Source organism: Pseudomonas sp. FP2254 (assembly GCF_030687695.1).
GTDB classification, from domain to species: domain Bacteria; phylum Pseudomonadota; class Gammaproteobacteria; order Pseudomonadales; family Pseudomonadaceae; genus Aquipseudomonas; species Aquipseudomonas quebecensis.
Genome location: NZ_CP117444.1, coordinates 2,952,296 through 2,972,848 on the forward strand (window position 1 = coordinate 2,952,296; position 20,553 = coordinate 2,972,848).

A 20,553-nucleotide genomic window follows, 5' to 3' on the forward strand; every position below is an offset into this window, starting at 1 on the left:
CTATGACTTTGACGGGCCAGATGCTGATCGGTCAGCACCCTCTGCGCGGCAGCGGCACCGCATTCCGCGCCATCAACCCCGCCACCGACACGCCGCTGGAGCCAGCCTACGCGGGCGGCGATGCTGCGCATGTCGAGCAGGCCTGCGCCTTGGCGTGGGCAGCGTTCGATACCTATCGAGAAACGTCGCTGATGGCTCGCGCGGCATTTCTTGAAGCCATCGCCGAGCAAATCGAAGCCTTGGGCGACGTGTTGATCGAGCGCGCCGCTGCCGAAACCGGCCTGCCACGCCCGCGTCTTCAAGGTGAGCGCGGCCGCACCTGCGCCCAGCTGCGTACCTTCGCGCGCACCGTGCGTGCCGGCGAGTGGCTGGATGTGCGGGTCGACAGTGCCCAGCCCGAACGCGAGCCCTTGCCGCGCCCGGACCTGCGTCAGCGCCACATCGCACTGGGCCCGGTGGCCGTGTTCGGCGCGAGTAATTTCCCCCTGGCCTTTTCCGTGGCCGGCGGCGATACCGCCTCAGCGCTCGCCGCCGGTTGCCCGGTGATCGTCAAGGCGCACAACGCACACCCCGGCACCAGCGAGCTGGTGGGCCGCGCCATTGCCAGGGCGGTGGCGGCGTGCAGTCTGCCGGAGGGGGTATTTTCGCTGCTCTACGACAGCGGTTATGACCTGGGCATTGCGCTGGTCGGCGACTCCCGCATCAAGGCCGTGGGCTTTACCGGTTCGCGCAGTGGCGGTATGGCGTTGTGTCGTGCCGCCCAGGCACGCCCGGAGCCGATTCCGGTGTATGCGGAAATGAGTTCGATCAACCCGGTGTACCTGTTTCCAGCGGCACTGGCGGCGCGCGGTGACGCGCTGGCCCAGGGGTTTGTTGCCTCACTGACCCAGGGCGCCGGGCAGTTCTGCACCAACCCCGGATTGGTAGTCGCCATTCAAGGGCCGGCATTGCAGCGCTTTGTTCAGGTGGCGAGCGACTCACTGCAGCACTGCGCCGCGCAGACGATGCTCAGCCCTGGAATCTTCCAGGCCTATCAGCGAGGCGCGAGCGCATTGGCCGACCATGCCGAGGTCGCCGCCACCGGCAAAGCCGCGCAGGGCCCCAACCAGGGCCAGGCGCGTTTGTGTGTTACCCAGGCCGACGCCTTCCTGGCCAACCCGGCACTCCAGGCCGAAGTGTTCGGCGCGACTTCATTGGTGATCGCCTGCACTGACAGCGCGCAAGTGCGTCAGGTCAGCGAGCACCTCGAAGGCCAGCTCACAGCCACGCTGCATCTGGACGAAGCCGACCTGGCTGACGCCCGCTCAGTGTTGCCGTTGCTGGAGCGCAGGGCCGGTCGCCTGCTGGTGAACGGCTGGCCGACCGGCGTGGAAGTGTGCGACGCCATGGTGCATGGCGGGCCGTTCCCAGCCACGTCGGACTCGCGCACCACCTCAGTGGGCACGGCGGCGATCCAGCGCTTCCTGCGGCCGGTGTGCTACCAGGACTTCCCTGACGCCTTGCTGCCTGCAGCACTGCGGCATGACAACCCGCTGCTGCTGCGGCGGCTGCTCGACGGGCAGAGAGAGGCCTAGCCGATGAACCGTACGGATATCGTGGTGGTCGGCGCCGGCATTATCGGCGTGGCCTGCGCGTTGCAACTGGCGCGTCAGGGCCGCCAGGTAGTAATCGTCGACCCGCAGGCGCCAGGCATGGGCGCCTCCTATGGCAACGCCGGGCACCTGGCGACCGAGCAGGTGTTTCCGATTGCCGACCGCTCGATTCTCAAGCGCTTGCCCGCCATGCTGCTGGACCCCATGGGCCCGCTGCGTCTGGACTGGCGCTACCTGCCCCGCGCCCTGCCCTGGTTTACGCGCCTGTTGCTCAACCTGCGCCCGGCGCCTTACCAGCGCACGGTGGCCGGCCTTCGTGCGCTCAACGAGCATAGCCTGGGCGCCTGGCAGCGCTTGCTGGCCAGCCTGGAGCGGACGCGGCTGATGCGCCAGGACGGCTCACTGTTGGTGTTCGAACGGGCTGAGTCGCGGGCGGATATCCAAGCGTTGCAGCATCGAATGCAGCAACAAAACGTGCCGGTGGAATTCTGGCCTGCCGAGGCGATTCGCGAAGCGGCGCCGCAGTTGAGCGAACGCCTGCTAGGGGGACTGTTTTTCCCGGCCACCGGGCATTTTCTCGACCCGTTCCAGGTGGTGGGCGAACTGGTCAGCGCCGCCGAGGCTGCGGGCGTGCAGTTTCTCCAGCGCCGTGTGGTCAGCGGGCAAGTCGATGCCGAAGGCGTCTGCCTGTTCACCGACCAGGCGCCGCTGCTGGCGCGTCAGGCGCTGATTGCCTGCGGTGCGCATTCGGCCAGCCTGACTGCGGCGCTGACCGGCAAACAGGTGCCGTTGGACACTGAGCGCGGCTACCACCTGATGCTGCCCCATGAGCATCAGCGCCTGCCGTTCGCCGTGACCTCCCTGGAGCGTAAATTTATCATGACCCCCATGGCCGGCGGCCTGCGGCTGGCCGGTACAGTGGAGTTCGCCGGGCTTGAACGCCCCGCCAATATGCAGCGCGCCTGGCAGTTACAACGGTTGAGCCACGGCCTGTTCCGTGAGGAATTGGACGTCAAGGGTGCGACCCCGTGGATGGGCTTTCGGCCGTCGCTGCCCGACTCGCTGCCGATCATCGATCGGGTGGCTGACGGCAAGGTACTGTTGGCGTTCGGGCATCAGCACCTGGGCTTGACCCAGGCGGCGGTGACGGCGGAGCTGGTGGCCGGGCTGGCGGCAGGCACGCCGATGCCAGCGGGGTTGCCGGCCCTGGCGCCTTATCGGCTGGAGCGGTTTTAGCGGCGAGAGTCAGGCCGGATGACCTGCGGTGTTGAACAATCCGTCGGCCATCGCCTGGATTTCATCCGCCATCCATAACCTTCCCAGCCATTCGGACGGAATCGCCGTGAGCCCGTAATAGGCGCCGGCCAATTGACCGACTATAGCGGCGGTGGTATCGGCATCATCGCCCAGGTTGGCCGCCGCCAGCACTGCATCGGCATAGCTGTCGGTGTGATGAAAGCACCACAAGGCAGCTTCCAGGGAAGCCACCGAATAGCCCGAGCCGACAATCTCCGCGCCGGGTTTGTCACGGTACTCTCCCGCCGCAATAGCCTTCACCTTGGGCGTCATCAACGGTACTTCGGTCAACTGCAGCACCTTCGCTTTCGACGCGCCGCCGAGGGCATTACAGATGGCCTGCGCCAGCACCAGGCAGCAGTCAATCGCTTCCTGGGCGGCGTGGGTGGTGCGGGAACTGTCGGCGCTGAAGGTGCGCACGTTTTGCAGGTCCGGGTAATAAAACAACACCACAGGCGCCAGGCGCATCATCGAGCCGTTGCCGGCCGAATAGGGATCGGTTGAGCCGGCGAAAGGGTCGCCGGTGTTCTGGAACAGCGTCAGCGCCTCGCGTACGGTCATGCCGATATCGAAACAGTCTCCGGTTGAACTAAGGTAGCCCCACTGCCACCAATTGAGGTAGCGCGCCATCTGGTCACGGGCATCGAACCCGTCTTTGTGCAGCAGGCTCTCGGCCAGGCACAGGGCCATGGAGGTATCGTCCGTCCACTGCCCCGGTTTGAGGTTGAACGGCCCGCCGCCGACCATATCGGTGATCGGCGCAAAACTGCCCCGGCGCTTGAACTCCAGGGTGGTCCCCACAGCATCGCCGCAGGCCAGGCCCAGCAAGCTGCCACGGTAGCGGTCCTTCAGGGTTAACGACATCGGCACTCCTCGGGAAAATTCCAGACGATGCTCATGCTACTTGATCAGGCGTTTCTCTTTCGAGGGGCGGTATCCGAAGTAGGCGCTGTAACACTTGCTGAAATGGCTCGGCGAGACAAACCCACACGCTACCAGCACTTCCACTTGCGACAGCTCGGTGTGCTGCAGCAAACGCCGCGCTTCGGTTACGCGCAGTTCCATGTAGTAGCGCTGCGGCGTGGTGCCCAATTGCTCCTTGAACAGGCGTTCGAGCTGACGTCGCGAGCGGCCGGCGTAGACTGCCAACTGGTCGAGTTCCAGCGGTTCTTCGAGGTTGGCGTCCATCAGCTTGACCACTTCGCGCAGCGGCGCGCTGACGCTGATGTTTTCAGTCGGTTTGATGCGCCGGTAACGCGACTCTTCAAACGCCAGGATGTCTTCAATGCCTTCGACCAGCGCCTTGCCGTGCAGGCTCTTGATCCAGTCCAACGCCATATGGAACGCACCGGAGGGGCTCGACGCGGTGAGGCGGTCGCGGTCGATCACAAAGGGTTCGCTGGTGACCTTGGCGGCCTTGGACACCTCGGCCAGGGCCGGGCGGTGCTCCGGGTGAATGGCACACTGATAGCCCTGCAGCAGCCCGGCACGACCGAGAAACCAAGAGCCGTTCCACAACCCGGCCAGGCTCACGCCCATCTCGGCGGCGCTGCGCAGCAGGTGGATGAAGTCGTCACTGGCCTTGAGTTCGGTACGAAAGCCTCCGCAGATCACCAACAGGTCGAGGTCGGGCAGCACAGCGGCGTCAAGGCGGGCGTCCGGTCGAATCACCAGGCCGAGGTCGCTGATGACCTCGCCGTCGTCGCAGCCAAACGTGCGTGAGGCGAACAGCTCGGGGCGCAGCAGGTTGGCGGTGACCAGGGTATCGAGAGTCTGGGTGAATGCGGGCAGGGAGAAATGTTCGAGCAACAGAAACCCGACGCGGGTGACCGACGCCGGGTGCTGGGAGGTTTCGTTGAGGTAGCGCAGGTTCTTGCCCTTCATGCCACCGCTGAATTGACGTCTTTCCATCGAGGGTTGGCCCACTCTTATTGTGTTGATGCCGTGGGCGCCATCTTAGGGGCAAATGCCCCGGCTGTCTCAAGCACTGATATGGAAAATTCCGGCGGCACTCAACGCCCTCCACCATGGGCTGGCAGCCACATCTGATACGGTTTTTTCTTTGTTATCTGCGTCTGTATCGAAAAACCACCCAGGCGGACAATAGCCACCGTTTCCACTTCCCTTCCCCTTCGGAGGTCCTATGACCAAGATGGCACTCTTCCTGTTCGGTTTTCTGGTACTGACCATCGGCATCGGCCTGCTGGCGACCATCTCACCGGTCTGACACCTAGCCGGCCAGGAACATCGGGTACAGCGACAGAACCAGCAAGCCGGCCATTATCCCGTTGAACAGGCGCACCCAACGCGGCTCACGCAACAGATTGCGCAGCCCGGTACCGCAGCCCAACCAGACGCACACGCTGGGCAGGTTGACCACCGCGAACACCAAAGCAATGACCAGTACATTGGTCACGTAGCCTTCGGCGGGCGTGTAGGTGGTGATGGCGCCCAACGCCATGATCCAGGCCTTGGGGTTGACCCACTGGAACGCGGCGGCGCCGAGAAACGTCATGGGTTTGCCGCGCTCGTCAGCGCTGTCGGTCATGCCGCCCGCCGTGGCGATCTTCCACGCCAGATACAGCAGATACGCGGCCCCCACGTAACGCAGCAACGTATACGCCCAGGGAAACACCTTGAACACCTCGCCCAACCCCAACCCGACTGCAATCACCAGCAGCATAAAACCGATGCTGATGCCCAGCGCATGAGGTATGGAGCGGCGAAAACCGAAATTCACCCCCGAGGCCAGCAACATGGTGTTGTTGGGGCCGGGGGTGATCGAAGAGACAAAGGCAAACAGCACAAAGGCCGACAGCAGACTGGAAGACATGACCATCGCAAAGCATCCGAACAGGGTGGAAGGCTTACGACAGTAGTGATTTATCCCGACAAACACCCCGTACAGCCAGGCGCGGATCGAGGCATACACTTTTCCCGCACATTCCCATGCAGTTTCACAAAGCTTTCACAGATGCACGCTTAAGGTGACCCCAGTAGCTCCTAGTGAACACCCCTTTTAGCCCGCACCCCCCATCGCGGGCTTTTCTTTGCCCGGCATTTACCGACGGCATGACGCGCAACGGCGGAGACACGCATGCAGGAATTGATACACGACCTGAATGGCCCCCGAACAGCCCAGCAGGAACTGTTCTACGACCTGGAAGACGCAGCGGCGATGATCGGCTGGTCGGTGGTGGAACTCAAGGCCATGGCGGCGAGCGACGCAACACAGGCACTCATTCTGAAAAAGATAGGTGACTTGCTGGCGGCCCAGCAGGACAAGCTCAATGGCTACGCCGCAGAGGTGAAACAGCAGCGCATCAAACGCTCCGACAGCGATGGCCCGCCCGAATGAAAACTGTGAATTCGTTCACAGTTCTGCGGACTTCGCGTTGATGGTCAAAATGCGAGCCCATACCATTTGGCTCCACTCGGGCGCTCATCCATAGGGACATTGCCATGCGCCTGCCCGGGACTGCTGACGCGCAGGCAATCAAACATCGAGGTTTGCCATGCGCCTGTCCACACTTGCACCTGCCGCCGCCCTGCTCAGCCTGTTCACCCTGCCCGCCCACGCCGCCGATCTCTCGGCCCTGACCGGCGCGCTGTCCACGGCACTGGGAGGCGCGAACACGACCAACACCGCCAACACCAACAACGCTGCCTCCTGCCAGCAACAAATCCGCGACCTGCAAGCCAACATCAACGCCGCCAACGCCAAGGGCGATACCTTGCGCGCCAGCGCATTCCAGGCGGCGCTGACGCAAACCAATAAAAGCTGCAGTAACGCCACTTACAACACTCAAGCTCAAGTGGACACCAGCTCGCAACGCCAACAGAACGTAAACAAGGCGGCGGATGCGATTAACGCGATTGGTGGGTTGTTTAAATAAATAAGTACAGAGAAGCCTGCTCCCGAGCAGGCTTTCTCGTTACACCGGCTCAATTGCGCAGAGCCCGGCGAACACTGAAGCGCCGTTCATTTGTCCAGGTTCAGCAGCTCGTACTTCCGCTCGCCGATCATTCCTCGCAACCAGGCAGCATGAAACTCCATTTCTTCCAAAGACGTCCCCTCGGCAAACTGGTATTCGTACACCCAGTCCTTCGGTCCCTGAAACACAACACTGAAATAGCCATTTCGGTCATAGGCAGCGAGCACATAGGGCCGCATGGAAAAGATGTCGCTGAATGGCACGCGTAACTCGGTGGGTTTACGCCCGCGACGGCTGACGATAAGGGTGAGCACGCGCTGGTTTTCGCCAGGCTCCAGTGCGCCGCGAGGACAGTACCACCGTTGAATGATCTCAGTGTCCCAGGATTGTCCCAATTAACGGCCGGGACAAAATCCGCAGGCACAAAAAAAGCCCCGCAACCTAATGGCTGCGGGGCTTTCGAGAGTGGAGGCCGAGGTCGGAATCGAACCGGCGTAGGCGGATTTGCAATCCGCTGCATAACCATTTTGCTACTCGGCCTCAAACGATCAATGCCCTTAGTGCTGGCACTCACCGCATGCAAACTTGAGTGGGCTACGTGAAGCCTGCCTCTACTCTAACTCATTGAATACATTGAAGTTTTTAAAGCTTCTATGCGTTCGATGGGCGCCATTATGTACTCATTTGCCGGGGCCTGCAACCCCTTGATTTCAAAAATATTTCGTCCCGGCATCAAGGAGTTGCGGGGCTGGAGGCCTCCTGGATGATCTGCTGGCGGTACTGCGGGTCGGCGTGGATCTGGGCCTCGGTGAACGGTAACGGGCTGAGGGTTTTGCCGGAGAATGCCTGGGTCTGGTCCTTGAAATAGGGAGAGGCCGGATTGCTGGATTGGGAGAACGCCAGCAGGCCTTCGGCATGGGGCCCCTGGTCGTCGAAGGTGACGATTTGCAGGTAGCTGCTGCCGCTGACCACTTCACGCTTGCCGTCGGCGCGAGGCACGCTTTGCATGGCGTTGTAGATCCCCAGTTCCTGCGGGCCGCCGTGGATCGGGGTTTGCCCGGAGAGCTGCACATCCCCCCAGGTGCTGGTGGCGCTCAGCCCGCGCTTGGCGACATCGGCAGTGGAGGCCAGCATGGCGGCGCGCAGGGCGTTGGCTACCGGTGCGCGATCAATGGCCAGGCCGCGTGGGGTGGTGAGCGGTTGGGCCGGGTCGAATGCCACGCGCCAGGCATCGGGCATCGGCTGCAGGTGGTTCATCAGGTTGATGAAGTGCACCAGGCCCACGCCGCTGTCGAGATTGGCGCGGCGGTCCCAATTCTTCAGGCTGGTACACAGGGGTTGCAAGGCCTGCGCATCTGCCGCGAGGCGCTTGGCGCAGAACTCAAGCAGATCCGGCATGACCTGGCTGGCCAGGTACACCTCGTTATCCATCACCATGTTGCGCAGGTCGGCCACGCCTATCGGGCGATTACCCAGGCTGTGCAGACGCTGCAGGGCGAAGCGCGCACGCGGACCGAGGCCGATGCGGTCCTGGCTGATCAGCGGCGAGAAGCCCGTCAACGGCGCCTGCGGGTTGGCCAGCCAGGCTGAGTCATTGGAATGCTGGACGTAGTCGCTGCGTTGCAACTGCGGCAGTTGGTCGGCGGGGAATATTCCCGCCTGGGCGGCATCCGGGTCGACCTCCCAGGCGCAGGCGCTGTGGGCGCCGTCCAGCACAATCATCTGCAAACCGGCGCGTGGGTCACTGCAGCTGGCCAACTTGGCCGCGCTGACGTTAGGCACCACCGACAGGTTCATGTACAGGCTCTGGCCCTGGTCATCGGCGGCCACGGTGTTGACCCACGGGATGCCTTGCAAGGTCTGCACCGACGTTTGCAGCGCCTTGAGGCTGGTGGCGCGGTTCATGGCGTACCACTGCTGCAGCACGCGGTCGTTGCCCAGGTTGGCGTCGCGCAGGCTGAAGGCGTAATGCGCATCCCAGTCGAGCTTGCCGGGCCATTGCACCACCGGGCCGAATTGCGAGCTGTAGAGGGTGTGACTCACCTCTTTGACGCTGCCGTCGGCCTGCTTGACCTTGACCGTCACTGCGGTTTTATCCAAGGGGATCGATTGACCGTCGAGCAGATAGCGCGTGGCGTTCTTGGGGTCCAGGGTCAAGCGGTAGAGGGTGAAGTGCTTGGACGTGTCGACCGTATGGGTCCATGCCACATGCTGGTTGAAACCGATATTGATCACCGGCAACCCCGGCAACGCGGCCCCCATGACATCAAGCTGGCCGGGGATGGTCAGGTGCATCTCATAAAAGCGCATACCGCCGACCCACGGGAAATGCGGGTTGGCCAACAACATGCCGCGCCCGTTGAACGATCGGTCGCGCCCCACCGCTACCGCGTTGCTGCCGCGATCCAGGCTGAAACGTTGTTGTTGCGCAGCGGCCACTGCAAAGGCCTTGGCGTCGGGCTGTACTGCGGCGCTGGCGTTGGGCGGCGTCGCGCCCACCAGCGCCTCGGCGAATTGGCCGACACCGCCTTCGACCAACAGACGCCGCGTCAACTTGACCAGATCGCCGGTCACCAACGGCCTGACCCACTCGCCGTGGCATTGGGCCGGCGCGCCGTGTTCTTGCAGGTAACGGTTATAGCCCGCGACATAACCTTCAATGCGCTGCTGGATCTGTGGGCTCTGCGCCGTCCAGAACGCGGTCACGGCGGCCGGTGTGTTCAACCAGTTGAAGAACACATCGCTGGCCAGGTTGTTGCGTTCTTCCAGGGTCGACTGGTCCGGGCCGAAGTAGCGCGCGCGCTCACCGTTGACCGTCACCACCTCGTTGGCCAACAGGCACAGGTTGTCCTGGGCATAAGCGTAACCGATGCCGTAGCCCAGGCCACGCTCATCGCTGGCGCGGATATGCGGCACGCCGAAACCGGTCCGCTGGATCTGCGCCTGCGTCACCTGCTCGCGCGCCGATACGGCCAGGCTGACGCCCAGCAACACTGCGAGCGCACATACCCTGGACAACTTGTTGTTAATAATCACACCGACTCCGCCGTCAAATGAACGTCTTCACGCGGGGCAACCACCCCACCGTAAGGACGCACATCGATGCGCGGAATTTAGCCCGCAGAGTGTGACAAAACCGATACCGACGAAATTTCTACATCCCGCGCTTCATGATTTCACCGGCTCGTTCGTCTTATTGAATAAGAGCGCCATCATTTTCCTGATCAGGCTCTGATAAGGAGTTTTTGCATGTACAACCCGCAAGTGCCCACGGACGGACATCTCTCGGCCGCCGACGCCAAGTTCGGCAATGGCACCCCGGCCTACGACAAGACGCCGGAGCAGCAAGGCAACCAACGAATTCGTTATCTGCTCAAGTGTTTCGGCCTGCGCACCAGCCTGATTCGGCTGAAGGTCATCGACGCCCTGCTCACCGCCGCCGACAACCAGCGCAGCCTCGGCGTACGCGGTGTGCACAGCCATTTGCTGGCGCTGGGCATTCCGTTGTCGTTTCTCAGCGTGCGTGAAGTGCTCAAGCGGCTGTGCAGCGAGGGCGTGATCACCCTCAATGCGGATAAAAGCTACAGCCTCCATGAAGAAGCCGCCAAGGTGCTCGACAGCCGTATCTGATTCAGGGCTTGACCTTGCGCCGCATGATGCCGTTGAGCACCACCACAACCACCGCGACTACGATGGCGATGGTCTGGAACGCCTTCTCGCTGATCACGCCGGTGCTCTGCAGGTACGACAGGCCAAACATGGTCGCCAGTACCGCGAGAACGATCAGAATCGAGTATTTCAAACGTTGCTTGTGAGTCATGACAAGTTCCTGGACCTGAAAAATGAAAGGCGCTGACCGGCCACGATCGGCGCAGGCCGGCTATGTTACAGGCGATGCAACGCTTTGGCTTGCCCCGGCGGCTCGCGCAGCAGGCCGGTGCCCGGCCCGGCACACAGTTCAACCAGCCAGTCGACGAACACCCGCACCCGCAACGATAACTGGCGATGGGGCGGGTACAGCGCAGTGAGGGCCATTTTTGGCACAGCCACCTGGGGCAGGACTTCCACCAGGCGGCCCTCGGCCAGTTGCCGCACCGCGTGGTAATACGGGGCCTGTATCAAGCCGTAGCCGGCTTCGCACGCGGCGAAGTAACCGTCGGAGCTATTGACCGCCACCCGCTTGGGCAGATCCAGCGCACGCACGTCGTTGCCAACCTGAAACTCCAGGCCGAAGCGCTTGCCACTGGCGCTGGAGACATACTCGACCATGTGATGACCGGCCAGGTCGTCAAGATCGGCGGGCATGCCGGTACGTTCCAGGTACGCCGGGCTCGCCAGGGTCAACTGGTCCATCAGCGCCAGCGGCCGCGCCACCAACGACTCATCCAGCGCCGCGCCGCCGCGCAACACGCAGTCCACGCCTTCGCGGATCAAATCCACGGGGCGGTCGTTCAAGCCGATATCCAGCTCGATCTGCGGGTAGCGCGCGGTGAAGGCCGGCAGCGCCGGAATCACAATCAAGCGGCCGATGCCGGAGGGCATGTCCACGCTTAAAATGCCGCGAGGGTTCTGTCGGCGCGTGGAAAACACCGCCTCGGTTTCCTCCAGTTCCGTCAGCAATTGCACGCAGCGCTGGTAGTACGCCGTGCCGTCCGGGGTCGGGCTGACCTGCCGCGTGGTGCGTTGCAGCAGCTGCACGCCCAGGTGCGCTTCCAACTGCTTGATCAGGATCGTCACCGACGCGCGCGGCAGTTGCAGGCTATCGGCGGCTTTGGCGAAGCCACCCAGTTCGACGATTCGCGTGAATACGCGCATGGCATTGAAGCGATCCAAGGAAATTCCTCGCCGATTATTTAGAAATTACAAACAGTGATAGCGCTTTTAGCCTGTTTATCTTGTTTTTGTCGAGGATAACAATGGCGCCCTACCCCATCCAGGAGCAGCACCGATGCAAACCCGTCAACTTGGCACCCACGGCCCCCTCGTCTCCGCTATTGGCCTGGGCTGCATGGGCATGAGCGATTTCTACAGTCCCGGCAGCGACACCCGCGAAGCCACCGCCACCCTGCACCGCGCCCTGGAACTGGGCATCAACTTCTTCGACACGGCGGACATGTATGGCCCGCATACCAATGAGCAGTTGCTCGGCAAAGCGTTCGCCGGCAAACGCGACCAGGTGTTCCTGGCCAGCAAATTCGGCATCATCCGCGACCCGGCCACCCCCGCCTCGCGCGGCGTGGACGGCAGCCCCGAATACATCCGGGCCTCCATCGACGGCACCTTGCAACGCCTGGGCGTGGAAACCCTCGACCTCTATTACCAGCACCGCATTGACCCACAGGTGACCATCGAAGAAAGCGTCGGCGCCATGGCCGAGCTGGTCAAACAGGGCAAGGTGAGTTACCTCGGCCTCAGCGAAGCCTCCGCCGCCACTTTGGAGCGGGCCCATAAAGTCCATCCGATCAGCGCGCTGCAAAGCGAATATTCACTCTGGAGCCGCGACCAGGAAAGCAACGGCTGCCTGCAGGCCTGCCAGCGCCTGGGGATCGCATTCGTGCCCTACAGCCCGCTGGGGCGCGGCTTTCTGACCGGCGCACTGCGCAGTCCGGACGACTTCAGCGCCGACGACTATCGCCGCTCCAACCCACGATTCCAGGGCGACAACTTCACGAAAAACCTGCAATTGGTCGAACACGTGCGCAGCCTGGCCGCGGACAAGGGCGTGAGCGCCGGGCAACTGGCCTTGGCCTGGGTGCTGGCCCAAGGCGATTTCATCATTCCGATCCCCGGTACCAAGCAGCGGCGCTATCTGGAAGAAAACGCGGCGGCGGTGGCCGTTGTGCTGAGCCCGTCAGAGCTGGCGACGCTGGATGCGATTTTCCCGGCCGATGCAACCGCCGGCCTGCGCTACCCCGAGGCCGTGATGGCGATGCTGGATATCTGACACCGCCGACCAGGAAGCACCGTTGCTGAGCGGTGCTTCGACTTTTCTTGCACCATCGTACCTAAAGCTCCTACCCGCCTCGCCGATACCCCTACGAAGCTCCAAGAAAGCCGCGTCGACAATAAACGCTTCGTAAGGACGATCCCATGCCCCCACTGCGCTCCATTCAAGCCCGCTATACCCTGTTTCTGGTGTTGTTCGTCCTGGTGTTATTCGTGTTGACGATCGTCGGCATCGGCCAATTGGTCGCGCCCACGTTGCGCCATACCGAAGAACAGGTGGTCCTCAACCGCATCGACGAAGTGGCGAAAACCATCCAGGGCGAACTGAACAAGGTTCAGGCCCAGCAACGCAGCATTACCCAGACCATTGCGCTGCTGGACAGCGATGCCATCGACAAAGTCCTGCCTGGTCTGGTTGACCAGTACGGCGAGCTCAAAGTGTTCGGCGGCGGCATCTGGCCGCTGCCCAACCAGCGTACGCCGGGGCGCAATAAGCACAGCACGTTCTGGCACCGCGATGCCTCCGGCAAGTTGGCGGTCAACACCTTCTGGAACAGCGACCCTGCCCCTAACTATTACGACCAGAGCTGGTACAAAGGCGGCCTGGCCTCGCCGCGCGGTCAATGCGCCTGGGCCGCCGCTTATAAAGACGATGCCAGCCAGGAGCCGCGCACCAACTGCGCCATGGCGATCCAGCGCGATGGCGCGGCCTACGGCGTGGCCACCATCGACGTGACACTCGGCTTCTTCAACGAGCTGGTGGCCAGCAAGGAAAAAGACATCAGCGGGCAAATGCTGATTGTGGAAGGCGACGGCAAGATCATCAGCAACAGCACGCGACTGAACAGCCCAGTGGTGTTGAAGAACATCAGCGAACTCACCGCCACCTCGGCGTTCGCCAGCCAGGTCAGCAAGGCGCTCGCCCATCGCGACCAGGGTTTGCAGCGCAGTGAGTTCGACAACGGCGGCGTCGCCAGCACCTTCTATATGCGCCCCATCGAAGGCACCCCGTGGTTCCTCGCCACGGCCCTGCCCACTTCCTTGATCACCGCCCAGCGTGACGACGTACTCGGCACCCTGGCGCTGCTGCAGATCCCCATGGTGTTGCTGCTGGTGCTGCTGGCCGCGTATGCGATCCGCAAGCTGGTGCAGCGCATGAAGACGCTCAAAGCCAACATAGACGCGCTGTCCACCGGCGATGCTGACCTGACGCGGCGCATCACCATTCGCGCCGAAGACGAACTGGGCGCCATTGGCCATTCGGTCAATCGTTTCATCGTGTACCTGCAAAACATGATTGGCGAAGTCACCCAGGCCACGGCGGCCATGTCCACCGGCCTTGAGCAACTGCAGCGCACGTCGGCGCAGACCAACCAGATCCTGGTACGGCATGCCTCGGAAACCGATCAGACCGTCACCGCCATCACCGAGATGAGTTCCACCGCCGACACCGTTGCGCAGAACGCTGCCGAAACGGCCGCGTTCACCCAGCGCGCCAACGAACATGCCGACCGCTCGCGCGTGGTGGTGGGCGAAGCGTCCAGCAGCGTCGGTGCCCTGATCGGTGAAGTCGCCAGCGCCACGCACACCGTGGAAAACATGCGCCAGGACGCCGCGCGTATCACCGAGACCCTTGAGGTGATCGGCGCAATCGCCGGCCAGACCAACCTGCTGGCCCTCAACGCCGCCATCGAAGCCGCGCGGGCCGGCGAGCAGGGCCGTGGCTTCGCGGTGGTAGCAGACGAAGTACGCGCCCTCGCCGCACGCACCCAGGCCAGTACCTCGCAGATCAACGAGATGCTTACGCGCCTGACCACCGGGGTAAACTCGTCGGTCGCCGCCATGGAAAACACCCAGGCCAGTTGCCAATCAGCGGCGGATGCCACCGCGCGGGTTAACACCGGACTGGATGAGATGGCCGGCTCGGTCAGCCACATCAACAACCTCAGCACCCAGATCGCCACGGCCGCCGAGCAGCAAAGCGCGGTGACCGAAGAGATCAACCGCAGCATGGTGCAGATCCGACAAATGGTTGAGGCCTTGGTGCAGAGCGGCCATGCCACCGAAAACAACACCCAGAGCCTGCTGGAGGCCAATGGTCGAGTCATCAGCCTGATGAGCCGTTTCAAAGTGCGTTGATCCTGTCCTGAACACTCCCGTGCAAAGCGCGGGAGTCAGACTATTCTGACAGTTCAAGATGCTTCTTCCCGCCACACAGGAGGTGTGTCATGCGCGCTGTCGAGCAGTCGGTCCGCTTGGAGCGGATCAGTCAGGAACGCTTTATCCGGGCCTCCGTCGAGGCCGTCTACGCCTACGTCACCCAGCCCGACCGCTGGCACGAATGGCATCCCACCTCCCTCGGCGCAGAGACCGGCACCACCGGCTCTCTGGGAGTCGGCGCGCGTTTTACCGAGATGATCGACCTGCTTGGCGTACGCGTTCCCATGAGCTACCGCGTACAAATTGCCCGGCCTTGCGAGGAGTTCAAGAGCGTCTTCACCTCCCTGGCCGTGGACGGTTCGATTCATTTTTTCCTGCAGCCCTTTCGCGACGGCACGCTGTTCAAGCGGGTGCTGAGCTATGAAACCGAGTTGCAGTTGGTGAGCTTGCATGACCGCATGATCGAACTCTCGGACGTGGCCCTGGACCGCCTCAAGCAGCATCTGGAACAACCAGCTTCGGAATAATTTGAAACATCTCAGCGCAGCCAACCGGCTGCGGGCACTGGCTTGCCGGCGAGGACGTCGTCATGATCGCCGCCATTCCAGTGCACCTCCTGCGAGAGCCCCCATGAAAAAACCATTGCGCCTGTTGCTGCTGAGCGCCCTGTTGGCCACCCCCCTGGCCCAGGCCGCCGACCTGATCCCCATCGACGTGCACCGCGACGCCAACTGCGGTTGCTGCAAAAAATGGATCAGCCACCTGGAGAGCAACGGTTTCAAGGTTAATGACCATGTCGAAGCCGATATGAGCGCCGTCAAGCAGCGCCTGGGCGTGGCGCCGCGCCTGCGTTCGTGCCACACCGCCGTGATCGACGGCAAGTTCGTTGAAGGCCACGTGCCTGCCGAGCAAGTGCTGGCATTGCGCAAGCGCGACGATCTGCTGGGCATTGCCGCGCCGGGCATGCCCATGGGTTCACCGGGCATGGAAATGGATGGCCACGCCGATGCCTATCAGGTCATTGGCGTGAGCCGCGACGGCAACGATGCAGTGGTGGCCGACTACCCGGCACACTGATCGGTGTCGATGGGTTACCTGGGGCTGTTCTTCGCGGCATTCGGCGCCGCAACCCTATTGCCATTGCAGTCGGAAGCCGTGCTGGTGGGGTTGCTGCTCAGCGAGCATTACAACCTGTGGTTGCTGCTGGGCATCGCCACCCTGGGCAATGTGCTCGGTTCGCTGGTCAACTGGTGGCTGGGCCGTTGGGTAGAACATTTCAAGCAGCGGCGCTGGTTCCCGGTCAATCCGCGGCAGCTGGACACAGCCGGTAAACATTACGCACGCTGGGGACATTGGACACTGTTGCTCAGTTGGGTGCCGATCATCGGCGACCCGCTGACCCTGGTGGCTGGAGTCATGCGTGAACCTTTGTGGCGTTTTCTGCTGCTGGTGACGCTGGCCAAAAGCGCGCGTTATGGCGTGTTGGCGGCCGTGACCCGGCAGTGGCTGTTAATTCCCACTTAATCGTGCGCCAACAGCATCCGGACACCCTTTTTCGGAGCCCGTCCATGCGTTTATTTCGTGAATTCTGCGTCGCCGGCCTGTTGACGGCCACTGCGACAACGGCGTTTGCCGCCACCTACGGCCCTGAGCTGCAGGGTTTTGAATACCCGTATCCTATCGAACGTTTCAACTTCCAGTCCCAGGGCAAGACCCTGCAGATGGGCTACATGGACGTGCCGGCCAGAGGCAAAGCCAACGGGCGCAGCGTCGTGCTGCTGCATGGCAAGAACTTCTGCGCGGCCACTTGGGAAGGCACGATCAAGGCCCTCAGCGACGCCGGTTATCGCGTTATCGCCCCGGACCAGATTGGCTTTTGCACCTCCAGCAAGCCCGACAGCTACCAGTACAGCTTCCAGCAATTGGCCCTGAACACTCACCAATTGCTGGAAAAGCTCGGCATTCAAAAGGCCACGCTCCTCGGCCACTCCACCGGCGGCATGCTCGCCACCCGCTACGCGCTGATGTACCCCAAGCAGACCGAACAACTGGCCATGGTCAACCCCATCGGTCTGGAGGATTGGAAAGCCCTGGGCGTGCCCACGCTCAGCGTCGACCAGTGGTATGAGCGCGAGCTCAACGTCAACGCCGAGGGCATTCGTAAATACCAGCTCGACACTTACTACGTCGGACGGTGGAAGCCGGAATACGAGCGTTGGGTGGATATGTACGCCGGCTTGAGCGATGGCCCCGGGCATAAACAGGTCGCATGGAACTCGGCGCTGATTTACGACATGATCTTCACCCAGCCGGTGTACTACGAGTTCAAGAATCTGCAGGTGCCGACGCTGCTGCTGATCGGCACGGCCGACACCACCGCGATCAACAAAGGCATCGCGCCGCCGCAGGTCAAGGCAACGCTCGGCAACTACGCGGTCCTGGGCAAGCAGGCCGCCAAGCTGATCCCCCATGCAACCCTGGTGGAATTCCCGGGCCTGGGGCACGCGCCGCAGATGGAAGAGCCGGCGCGCTTTCACCAGGCCTTGCTGCAGGGCTTGAATACCCTTTAACCCTTCCCTTGAAGAGGCGCGTGTAAATGTCGGTACAGATCGCAGTCATTGATGATTGGCAAAGGGTTGCCGGTGGTGTGGTGGATTGGTCAGTACTGGAGGCCATCGGCCACGTGCACTTTTTGCACGACTATCCGGCCGACACCGCCACCCTGATCGAGCGTTTGCAGGGCTTCGAGGTCATTTGTGTGATGCGCGAGCGCACCGTCTTCGATCAGGCCCTGCTGCGGGGGCTGCCGCGGCTCAAGCTGCTGGTGACCGGCGGCATGCGCAATGCCGCCATCGACCTGCCCGCCGCCACGGCACTGGGCATCCAGGTGTGCGGGACCGACAGCTACAAACACGCCGCACCGGAACTGACCTGGGCGCTGATCATGGCCAGCACCCGCAACCTGCTGGCCGAAGCCAACTCGTTGCGCGCCGGCGGCTGGCAGCTCGGCCTGGGCGGCGACCTGCATGGCAAGACCCTGGGCATCCTCGGGCTGGGCAGCATCGGCCAGAAGGTCGCGGCATTCGGGCAGGCATTCGGCATGCGCGTCATCGCCTGGAGCCAGAACCTCACGCCGGAGCGCGCCGCCGCTGCGGGTGTGACGTGGGTCAGCAAACAGCAATTGTTTGAACAGGCCGACATTGTGAGCATCCACCTGGTGCTCAGCGAGCGCAGCCGTGGCCTGGTGGACGCCCAGGCATTGGCGTGGATGAAACCCAGCGCGCGGCTGGTGAACACCGCCCGCGGGCCGATCGTGGATGAACAGGCGCTGGTGCAGGCCCTGCAAAGCGGCCAACTGGCCGGCGCGGCGCTGGATGTCTACAGCCAGGAGCCATTGCCCGCCGACCACCCGTTTCGTCAGTTGCCCAACGTGCTGGCCACGCCCCACGTGGGCTACGTGAGCGAGCAGAACTATCGGCAGTTTTATGCACAAATGATCGAAGATATTCAGGCCTGGTCCCGTGGCGCTCCGGTTAGGGTGCTGGGCTAAATGGGCGGGCCTGGCTTGTCGAATCGTCGCACCTCCCGCGCTGGGCTGCGCAGCAGCCCCAAATAAGCACACGCAAACCGACTCATGCATCGAACGCACCCTTTGGGAGCGCTGCGCTTTCCAATGCAGTGCAATCCCGCGAGCAAACAGGCCAAACGCCACTACCGCCCCCGGTTTACCCGCATCGCATAAGGTTACAAGATTTTTGTCCTACAAAAATCTCGTATAAACCCTACGGGCTCTGGGATCTGTCCTAGACTGGTGACCGATGGGTCCCTTCCAAAACAAAAACCCCGCGAAAAAATTCTAAACTTTCCAACTCTGCTGTTGGTCAGGTTTAGGGTAAGGCGCGCCTGAGCTGTTCACGCCAGCGCCGTCTATCCAACTTTTTATTGCTAACCGTGCAACTGGCATAGGCCTTGCCAGGTTGTCATGCGCTTGTGCGCCTGACCGCAGGATGCGGTCACCGTAGCTAATGGCAGCGGGCCATTAGCCGACCAACACGTGGAGAGAATCATGATCAGTGCCGCAGTAAATATTCAGGGAGAGCGTGTTAGTCAGCCAGTTGGCGGGTCGACCTCTTTGGTCGACCTCAACACGGTGCGGCCGGTGTCCAGTTACAACCCCAATCGCAAGAAAGTGCTGTTTGTCACTTCGGAGTTCGCCGACCTGGTGAAGACCGGCGGCCTGGGCGACGTGTCCGCCGCCCTGCCCCGCGCCATGGCGCATCTGCATGATGTACGCGTGCTGATTCCCGGTTACCCGCAAGTGATGGAAAGCGACAACCCGATCCACATCATCGGCGAACTGGGCGGCCATGCGGCGTTGCCGCCCTGCAAGATCGGGCGCATGGATCTCAAGGACGGCCTGGTCATCTACGTTTTGATCTGCCCCGAGCTGTACGAGCGCGAAGGCACACCCTACGGCGCCAATAACGGTCGCGACTGGCCGGACAACCATATCCGCTTCGCCCGCCTGGGCCTGGCCGCCGCCGATATCGCCGCCAACCTGGCGCAGATCCACTGGTGCCCGGACCTGGTGCACGCCCATGACTGGCCCGCTGGCCTGGCACCGGCGTACATGCACTGGCGTGGGTCACGCACGCCGACGCTGTTCACCATTCACAACCTGGCCTATCAGGGCGTGGTGAGTCTGGCGTCCACCCCGGAGCTGGGTATTCCGCCGCACGCGCTGCAGCAGGAAGGCATGGAGTTTTACGGCAAGATGTCGTTCCTCAAGGCCGGCATGGCGTATTCCAGCCATATCACGACGGTCAGCGCCACCTATGCCCAGGAAATCACCACCCCCGAATTCGGCTGCGGCCTCGACGGCTTCCTCGCCGCCAAGACCCAGCAAGGCTTGCTCAGCGGTATTCCCAACGGCATTGACGAAAGCTGGGAAACCTCCACCGACACCCACCTGACGCACAACTTCAACATCGGTGACTGGGAAGGCAAGGCCATCAATGCCGCGCACGTGCGTAACCTGTTCGGCCTGCACGACTCTACCGGCCCGCTGTTTGCCGTCGTATCGCGTCTGGTCTACCAGAAAGGCCTGGACCTCACCGAAGCGGTCGCCAGCTTTATCGTCGAGAACGGCGGCCAGATCGCCATTATCGGTCGCGGCGAACCGGAAGAAGAACAGGCCATGCGCGAGCTGGCCCTGCGCTTCCCCGGTCAGATCGGCGTGCGTATCGGCTTCAACGAGACCGACGCCCGGCGCATGTTCGCCGGCAGCGATTTCCTGCTGATGCCGTCGCGCTACGAGCCTTGCGGTTTGAGCCAGATGTACGCTCAGCGTTTCGGCTCACTGCCGGTGGCACGCAACACCGGCGGCTTGGCCGACACCATCGAAGACGGCGTGACCGGGTTCCTGTTCAACGAATCCACGGTGGACAGCTACAAAGCCGCCCTCACCCGCGCTTTCAATGTGTTCGCCTTCCCTGGCCTGCTCAATGCCATGCGCTGCCGCGCCATGACCCAGCCATTCAACTGGACCCAGGCAGTCGAACCCTACGCGGAACTCTACGAACAACTGGTGGCCAAGGCCCTGGGGAAATCAGTCAAATAATCAA

Annotated in this window: 20 protein-coding genes and 1 tRNA gene; 13 read left to right on the forward strand and 8 right to left on the reverse strand. The window is 62.4% G+C overall.

The window, feature by feature from the left end:
* The first annotated feature begins 2 nt into the window (after positions 1-2).
* On the forward strand, positions 3-1,574 hold the full coding sequence (locus PSH94_RS13585) for an aldehyde dehydrogenase (NADP(+)) (protein WP_266249491.1): 1,572 nt from the start codon (positions 3-5) through the stop codon (positions 1,572-1,574).
* Between the two features lie 3 nt (positions 1,575-1,577).
* Positions 1,578-2,828: an FAD-binding oxidoreductase gene (locus PSH94_RS13590; protein WP_305434782.1), complete on the forward strand. Its 1,251-nt coding sequence runs from the start codon at positions 1,578-1,580 to the stop codon at positions 2,826-2,828.
* 9 nt (positions 2,829-2,837) lie between these two features.
* Here the strand turns inward: PSH94_RS13590 and PSH94_RS13595 are convergent, their stop codons facing one another.
* The 3 genes from PSH94_RS13595 to PSH94_RS13605 all read right to left on the reverse strand — a co-directional run bounded on the left by PSH94_RS13595 (position 2,838) and on the right by PSH94_RS13605 (position 5,727).
* Complete coding sequence (locus tag PSH94_RS13595) at positions 2,838-3,752, reverse strand: ADP-ribosylglycohydrolase family protein (protein ID WP_305434783.1); 915 nt, start codon at positions 3,750-3,752, stop codon at positions 2,838-2,840.
* Positions 3,753-3,788: 36 nt separating this feature from the next.
* Positions 3,789-4,772: a GlxA family transcriptional regulator gene (locus PSH94_RS13600; protein WP_305437733.1), complete on the reverse strand. Its 984-nt coding sequence runs from the start codon at positions 4,770-4,772 to the stop codon at positions 3,789-3,791.
* A gap of 346 nt (positions 4,773-5,118) precedes the next feature.
* Entirely contained in the window at positions 5,119-5,727 is a 609-nt protein-coding gene (locus PSH94_RS13605; protein WP_181077781.1) for a LysE family translocator, read from the reverse strand.
* Positions 5,728-5,985: 258 nt separating this feature from the next.
* Between PSH94_RS13605 and PSH94_RS13610 the strand changes: the two genes are divergently transcribed.
* Together PSH94_RS13610 and PSH94_RS13615 are read left to right on the forward strand one after the other, a co-directional pair.
* Positions 5,986-6,246 (forward strand): hypothetical protein, encoded by a 261-nt coding sequence (locus tag PSH94_RS13610; protein ID WP_305434784.1) that lies wholly within the window; start codon positions 5,986-5,988, stop codon positions 6,244-6,246.
* 157 nt (positions 6,247-6,403) lie between these two features.
* Complete coding sequence (locus tag PSH94_RS13615) at positions 6,404-6,784, forward strand: DUF1090 family protein (RefSeq protein WP_305434786.1); 381 nt, start codon at positions 6,404-6,406, stop codon at positions 6,782-6,784.
* A gap of 86 nt (positions 6,785-6,870) precedes the next feature.
* Here PSH94_RS13615 and PSH94_RS13620 read toward each other — a convergent pair whose 3' ends face one another.
* The 3 genes from PSH94_RS13620 to PSH94_RS13630 form a co-directional block, all read right to left on the reverse strand.
* Positions 6,871-7,137: a hypothetical protein gene (locus PSH94_RS13620; RefSeq protein ID WP_313598459.1), complete on the reverse strand. Its 267-nt coding sequence runs from the start codon at positions 7,135-7,137 to the stop codon at positions 6,871-6,873.
* Between the two features lie 152 nt (positions 7,138-7,289).
* A tRNA-Cys gene (locus PSH94_RS13625) sits at positions 7,290-7,363 on the reverse strand.
* 192 nt (positions 7,364-7,555) lie between these two features.
* Positions 7,556-9,859 carry an acylase gene (locus tag PSH94_RS13630; RefSeq protein WP_305434787.1) on the reverse strand — a complete coding sequence of 768 codons (2,304 nt, stop codon included), beginning with the start codon at positions 9,857-9,859 and terminating at the stop codon, positions 7,556-7,558.
* Between the two features lie 213 nt (positions 9,860-10,072).
* On the opposite strand from PSH94_RS13630, the gene PSH94_RS13635 reads away from it, so the two are divergent.
* Positions 10,073-10,453: a fe2+ zn2+ uptake regulation protein gene (locus PSH94_RS13635; RefSeq protein ID WP_305434789.1), complete on the forward strand. Its 381-nt coding sequence runs from the start codon at positions 10,073-10,075 to the stop codon at positions 10,451-10,453.
* Position 10,454: 1 nt separating this feature from the next.
* Here PSH94_RS13635 and PSH94_RS13640 read toward each other — a convergent pair whose 3' ends face one another.
* Together PSH94_RS13640 and PSH94_RS13645 are read right to left on the reverse strand one after the other, a co-directional pair.
* Positions 10,455-10,643, reverse strand: a complete 189-nt coding sequence (locus PSH94_RS13640; protein ID WP_181077789.1) for a hypothetical protein — start codon at positions 10,641-10,643, stop codon at positions 10,455-10,457.
* Between the two features lie 65 nt (positions 10,644-10,708).
* The gene (locus PSH94_RS13645; RefSeq protein ID WP_305434791.1) at positions 10,709-11,656 is read right to left on the reverse strand and encodes a LysR family transcriptional regulator; all 948 of its coding nucleotides are present in this window, start codon (positions 11,654-11,656) and stop codon (positions 10,709-10,711) included.
* A gap of 115 nt (positions 11,657-11,771) precedes the next feature.
* Between PSH94_RS13645 and PSH94_RS13650 the strand changes: the two genes are divergently transcribed.
* The 8 genes from PSH94_RS13650 to glgA all read left to right on the forward strand — a co-directional run bounded on the left by PSH94_RS13650 (position 11,772) and on the right by glgA (position 20,549).
* On the forward strand, positions 11,772-12,767 hold the full coding sequence (locus PSH94_RS13650) for an aldo/keto reductase (protein ID WP_305434792.1): 996 nt from the start codon (positions 11,772-11,774) through the stop codon (positions 12,765-12,767).
* Between the two features lie 146 nt (positions 12,768-12,913).
* On the forward strand, positions 12,914-14,908 hold the full coding sequence (locus PSH94_RS13655; RefSeq protein ID WP_181077794.1) for a methyl-accepting chemotaxis protein: 1,995 nt from the start codon (positions 12,914-12,916) through the stop codon (positions 14,906-14,908).
* Positions 14,909-14,997: 89 nt separating this feature from the next.
* A complete protein-coding gene (locus PSH94_RS13660; protein ID WP_181077796.1) occupies positions 14,998-15,456 on the forward strand; it encodes an SRPBCC family protein in 459 nt (152 codons plus the stop codon).
* A gap of 103 nt (positions 15,457-15,559) precedes the next feature.
* Positions 15,560-16,006 (forward strand): DUF411 domain-containing protein, encoded by a 447-nt coding sequence (locus PSH94_RS13665; protein WP_305434796.1) that lies wholly within the window; start codon positions 15,560-15,562, stop codon positions 16,004-16,006.
* Between the two features lie 3 nt (positions 16,007-16,009).
* The gene (locus PSH94_RS13670; RefSeq protein WP_181077800.1) at positions 16,010-16,453 is read left to right on the forward strand and encodes a YqaA family protein; all 444 of its coding nucleotides are present in this window, start codon (positions 16,010-16,012) and stop codon (positions 16,451-16,453) included.
* A 44-nt stretch (positions 16,454-16,497) separates the two neighbouring features.
* The gene (locus PSH94_RS13675) at positions 16,498-17,499 is read left to right on the forward strand and encodes an alpha/beta fold hydrolase (RefSeq protein WP_305434798.1); all 1,002 of its coding nucleotides are present in this window, start codon (positions 16,498-16,500) and stop codon (positions 17,497-17,499) included.
* Positions 17,500-17,525: 26 nt separating this feature from the next.
* A complete protein-coding gene (locus tag PSH94_RS13680; protein ID WP_181077804.1) occupies positions 17,526-18,479 on the forward strand; it encodes a D-2-hydroxyacid dehydrogenase family protein in 954 nt (317 codons plus the stop codon).
* Between the two features lie 516 nt (positions 18,480-18,995).
* Positions 18,996-20,549 carry a glycogen synthase GlgA gene (glgA, locus tag PSH94_RS13685; RefSeq protein ID WP_181077806.1) on the forward strand — a complete coding sequence of 518 codons (1,554 nt, stop codon included), beginning with the start codon at positions 18,996-18,998 and terminating at the stop codon, positions 20,547-20,549.
* The last annotated feature ends 4 nt before the right edge of the window (positions 20,550-20,553 follow it).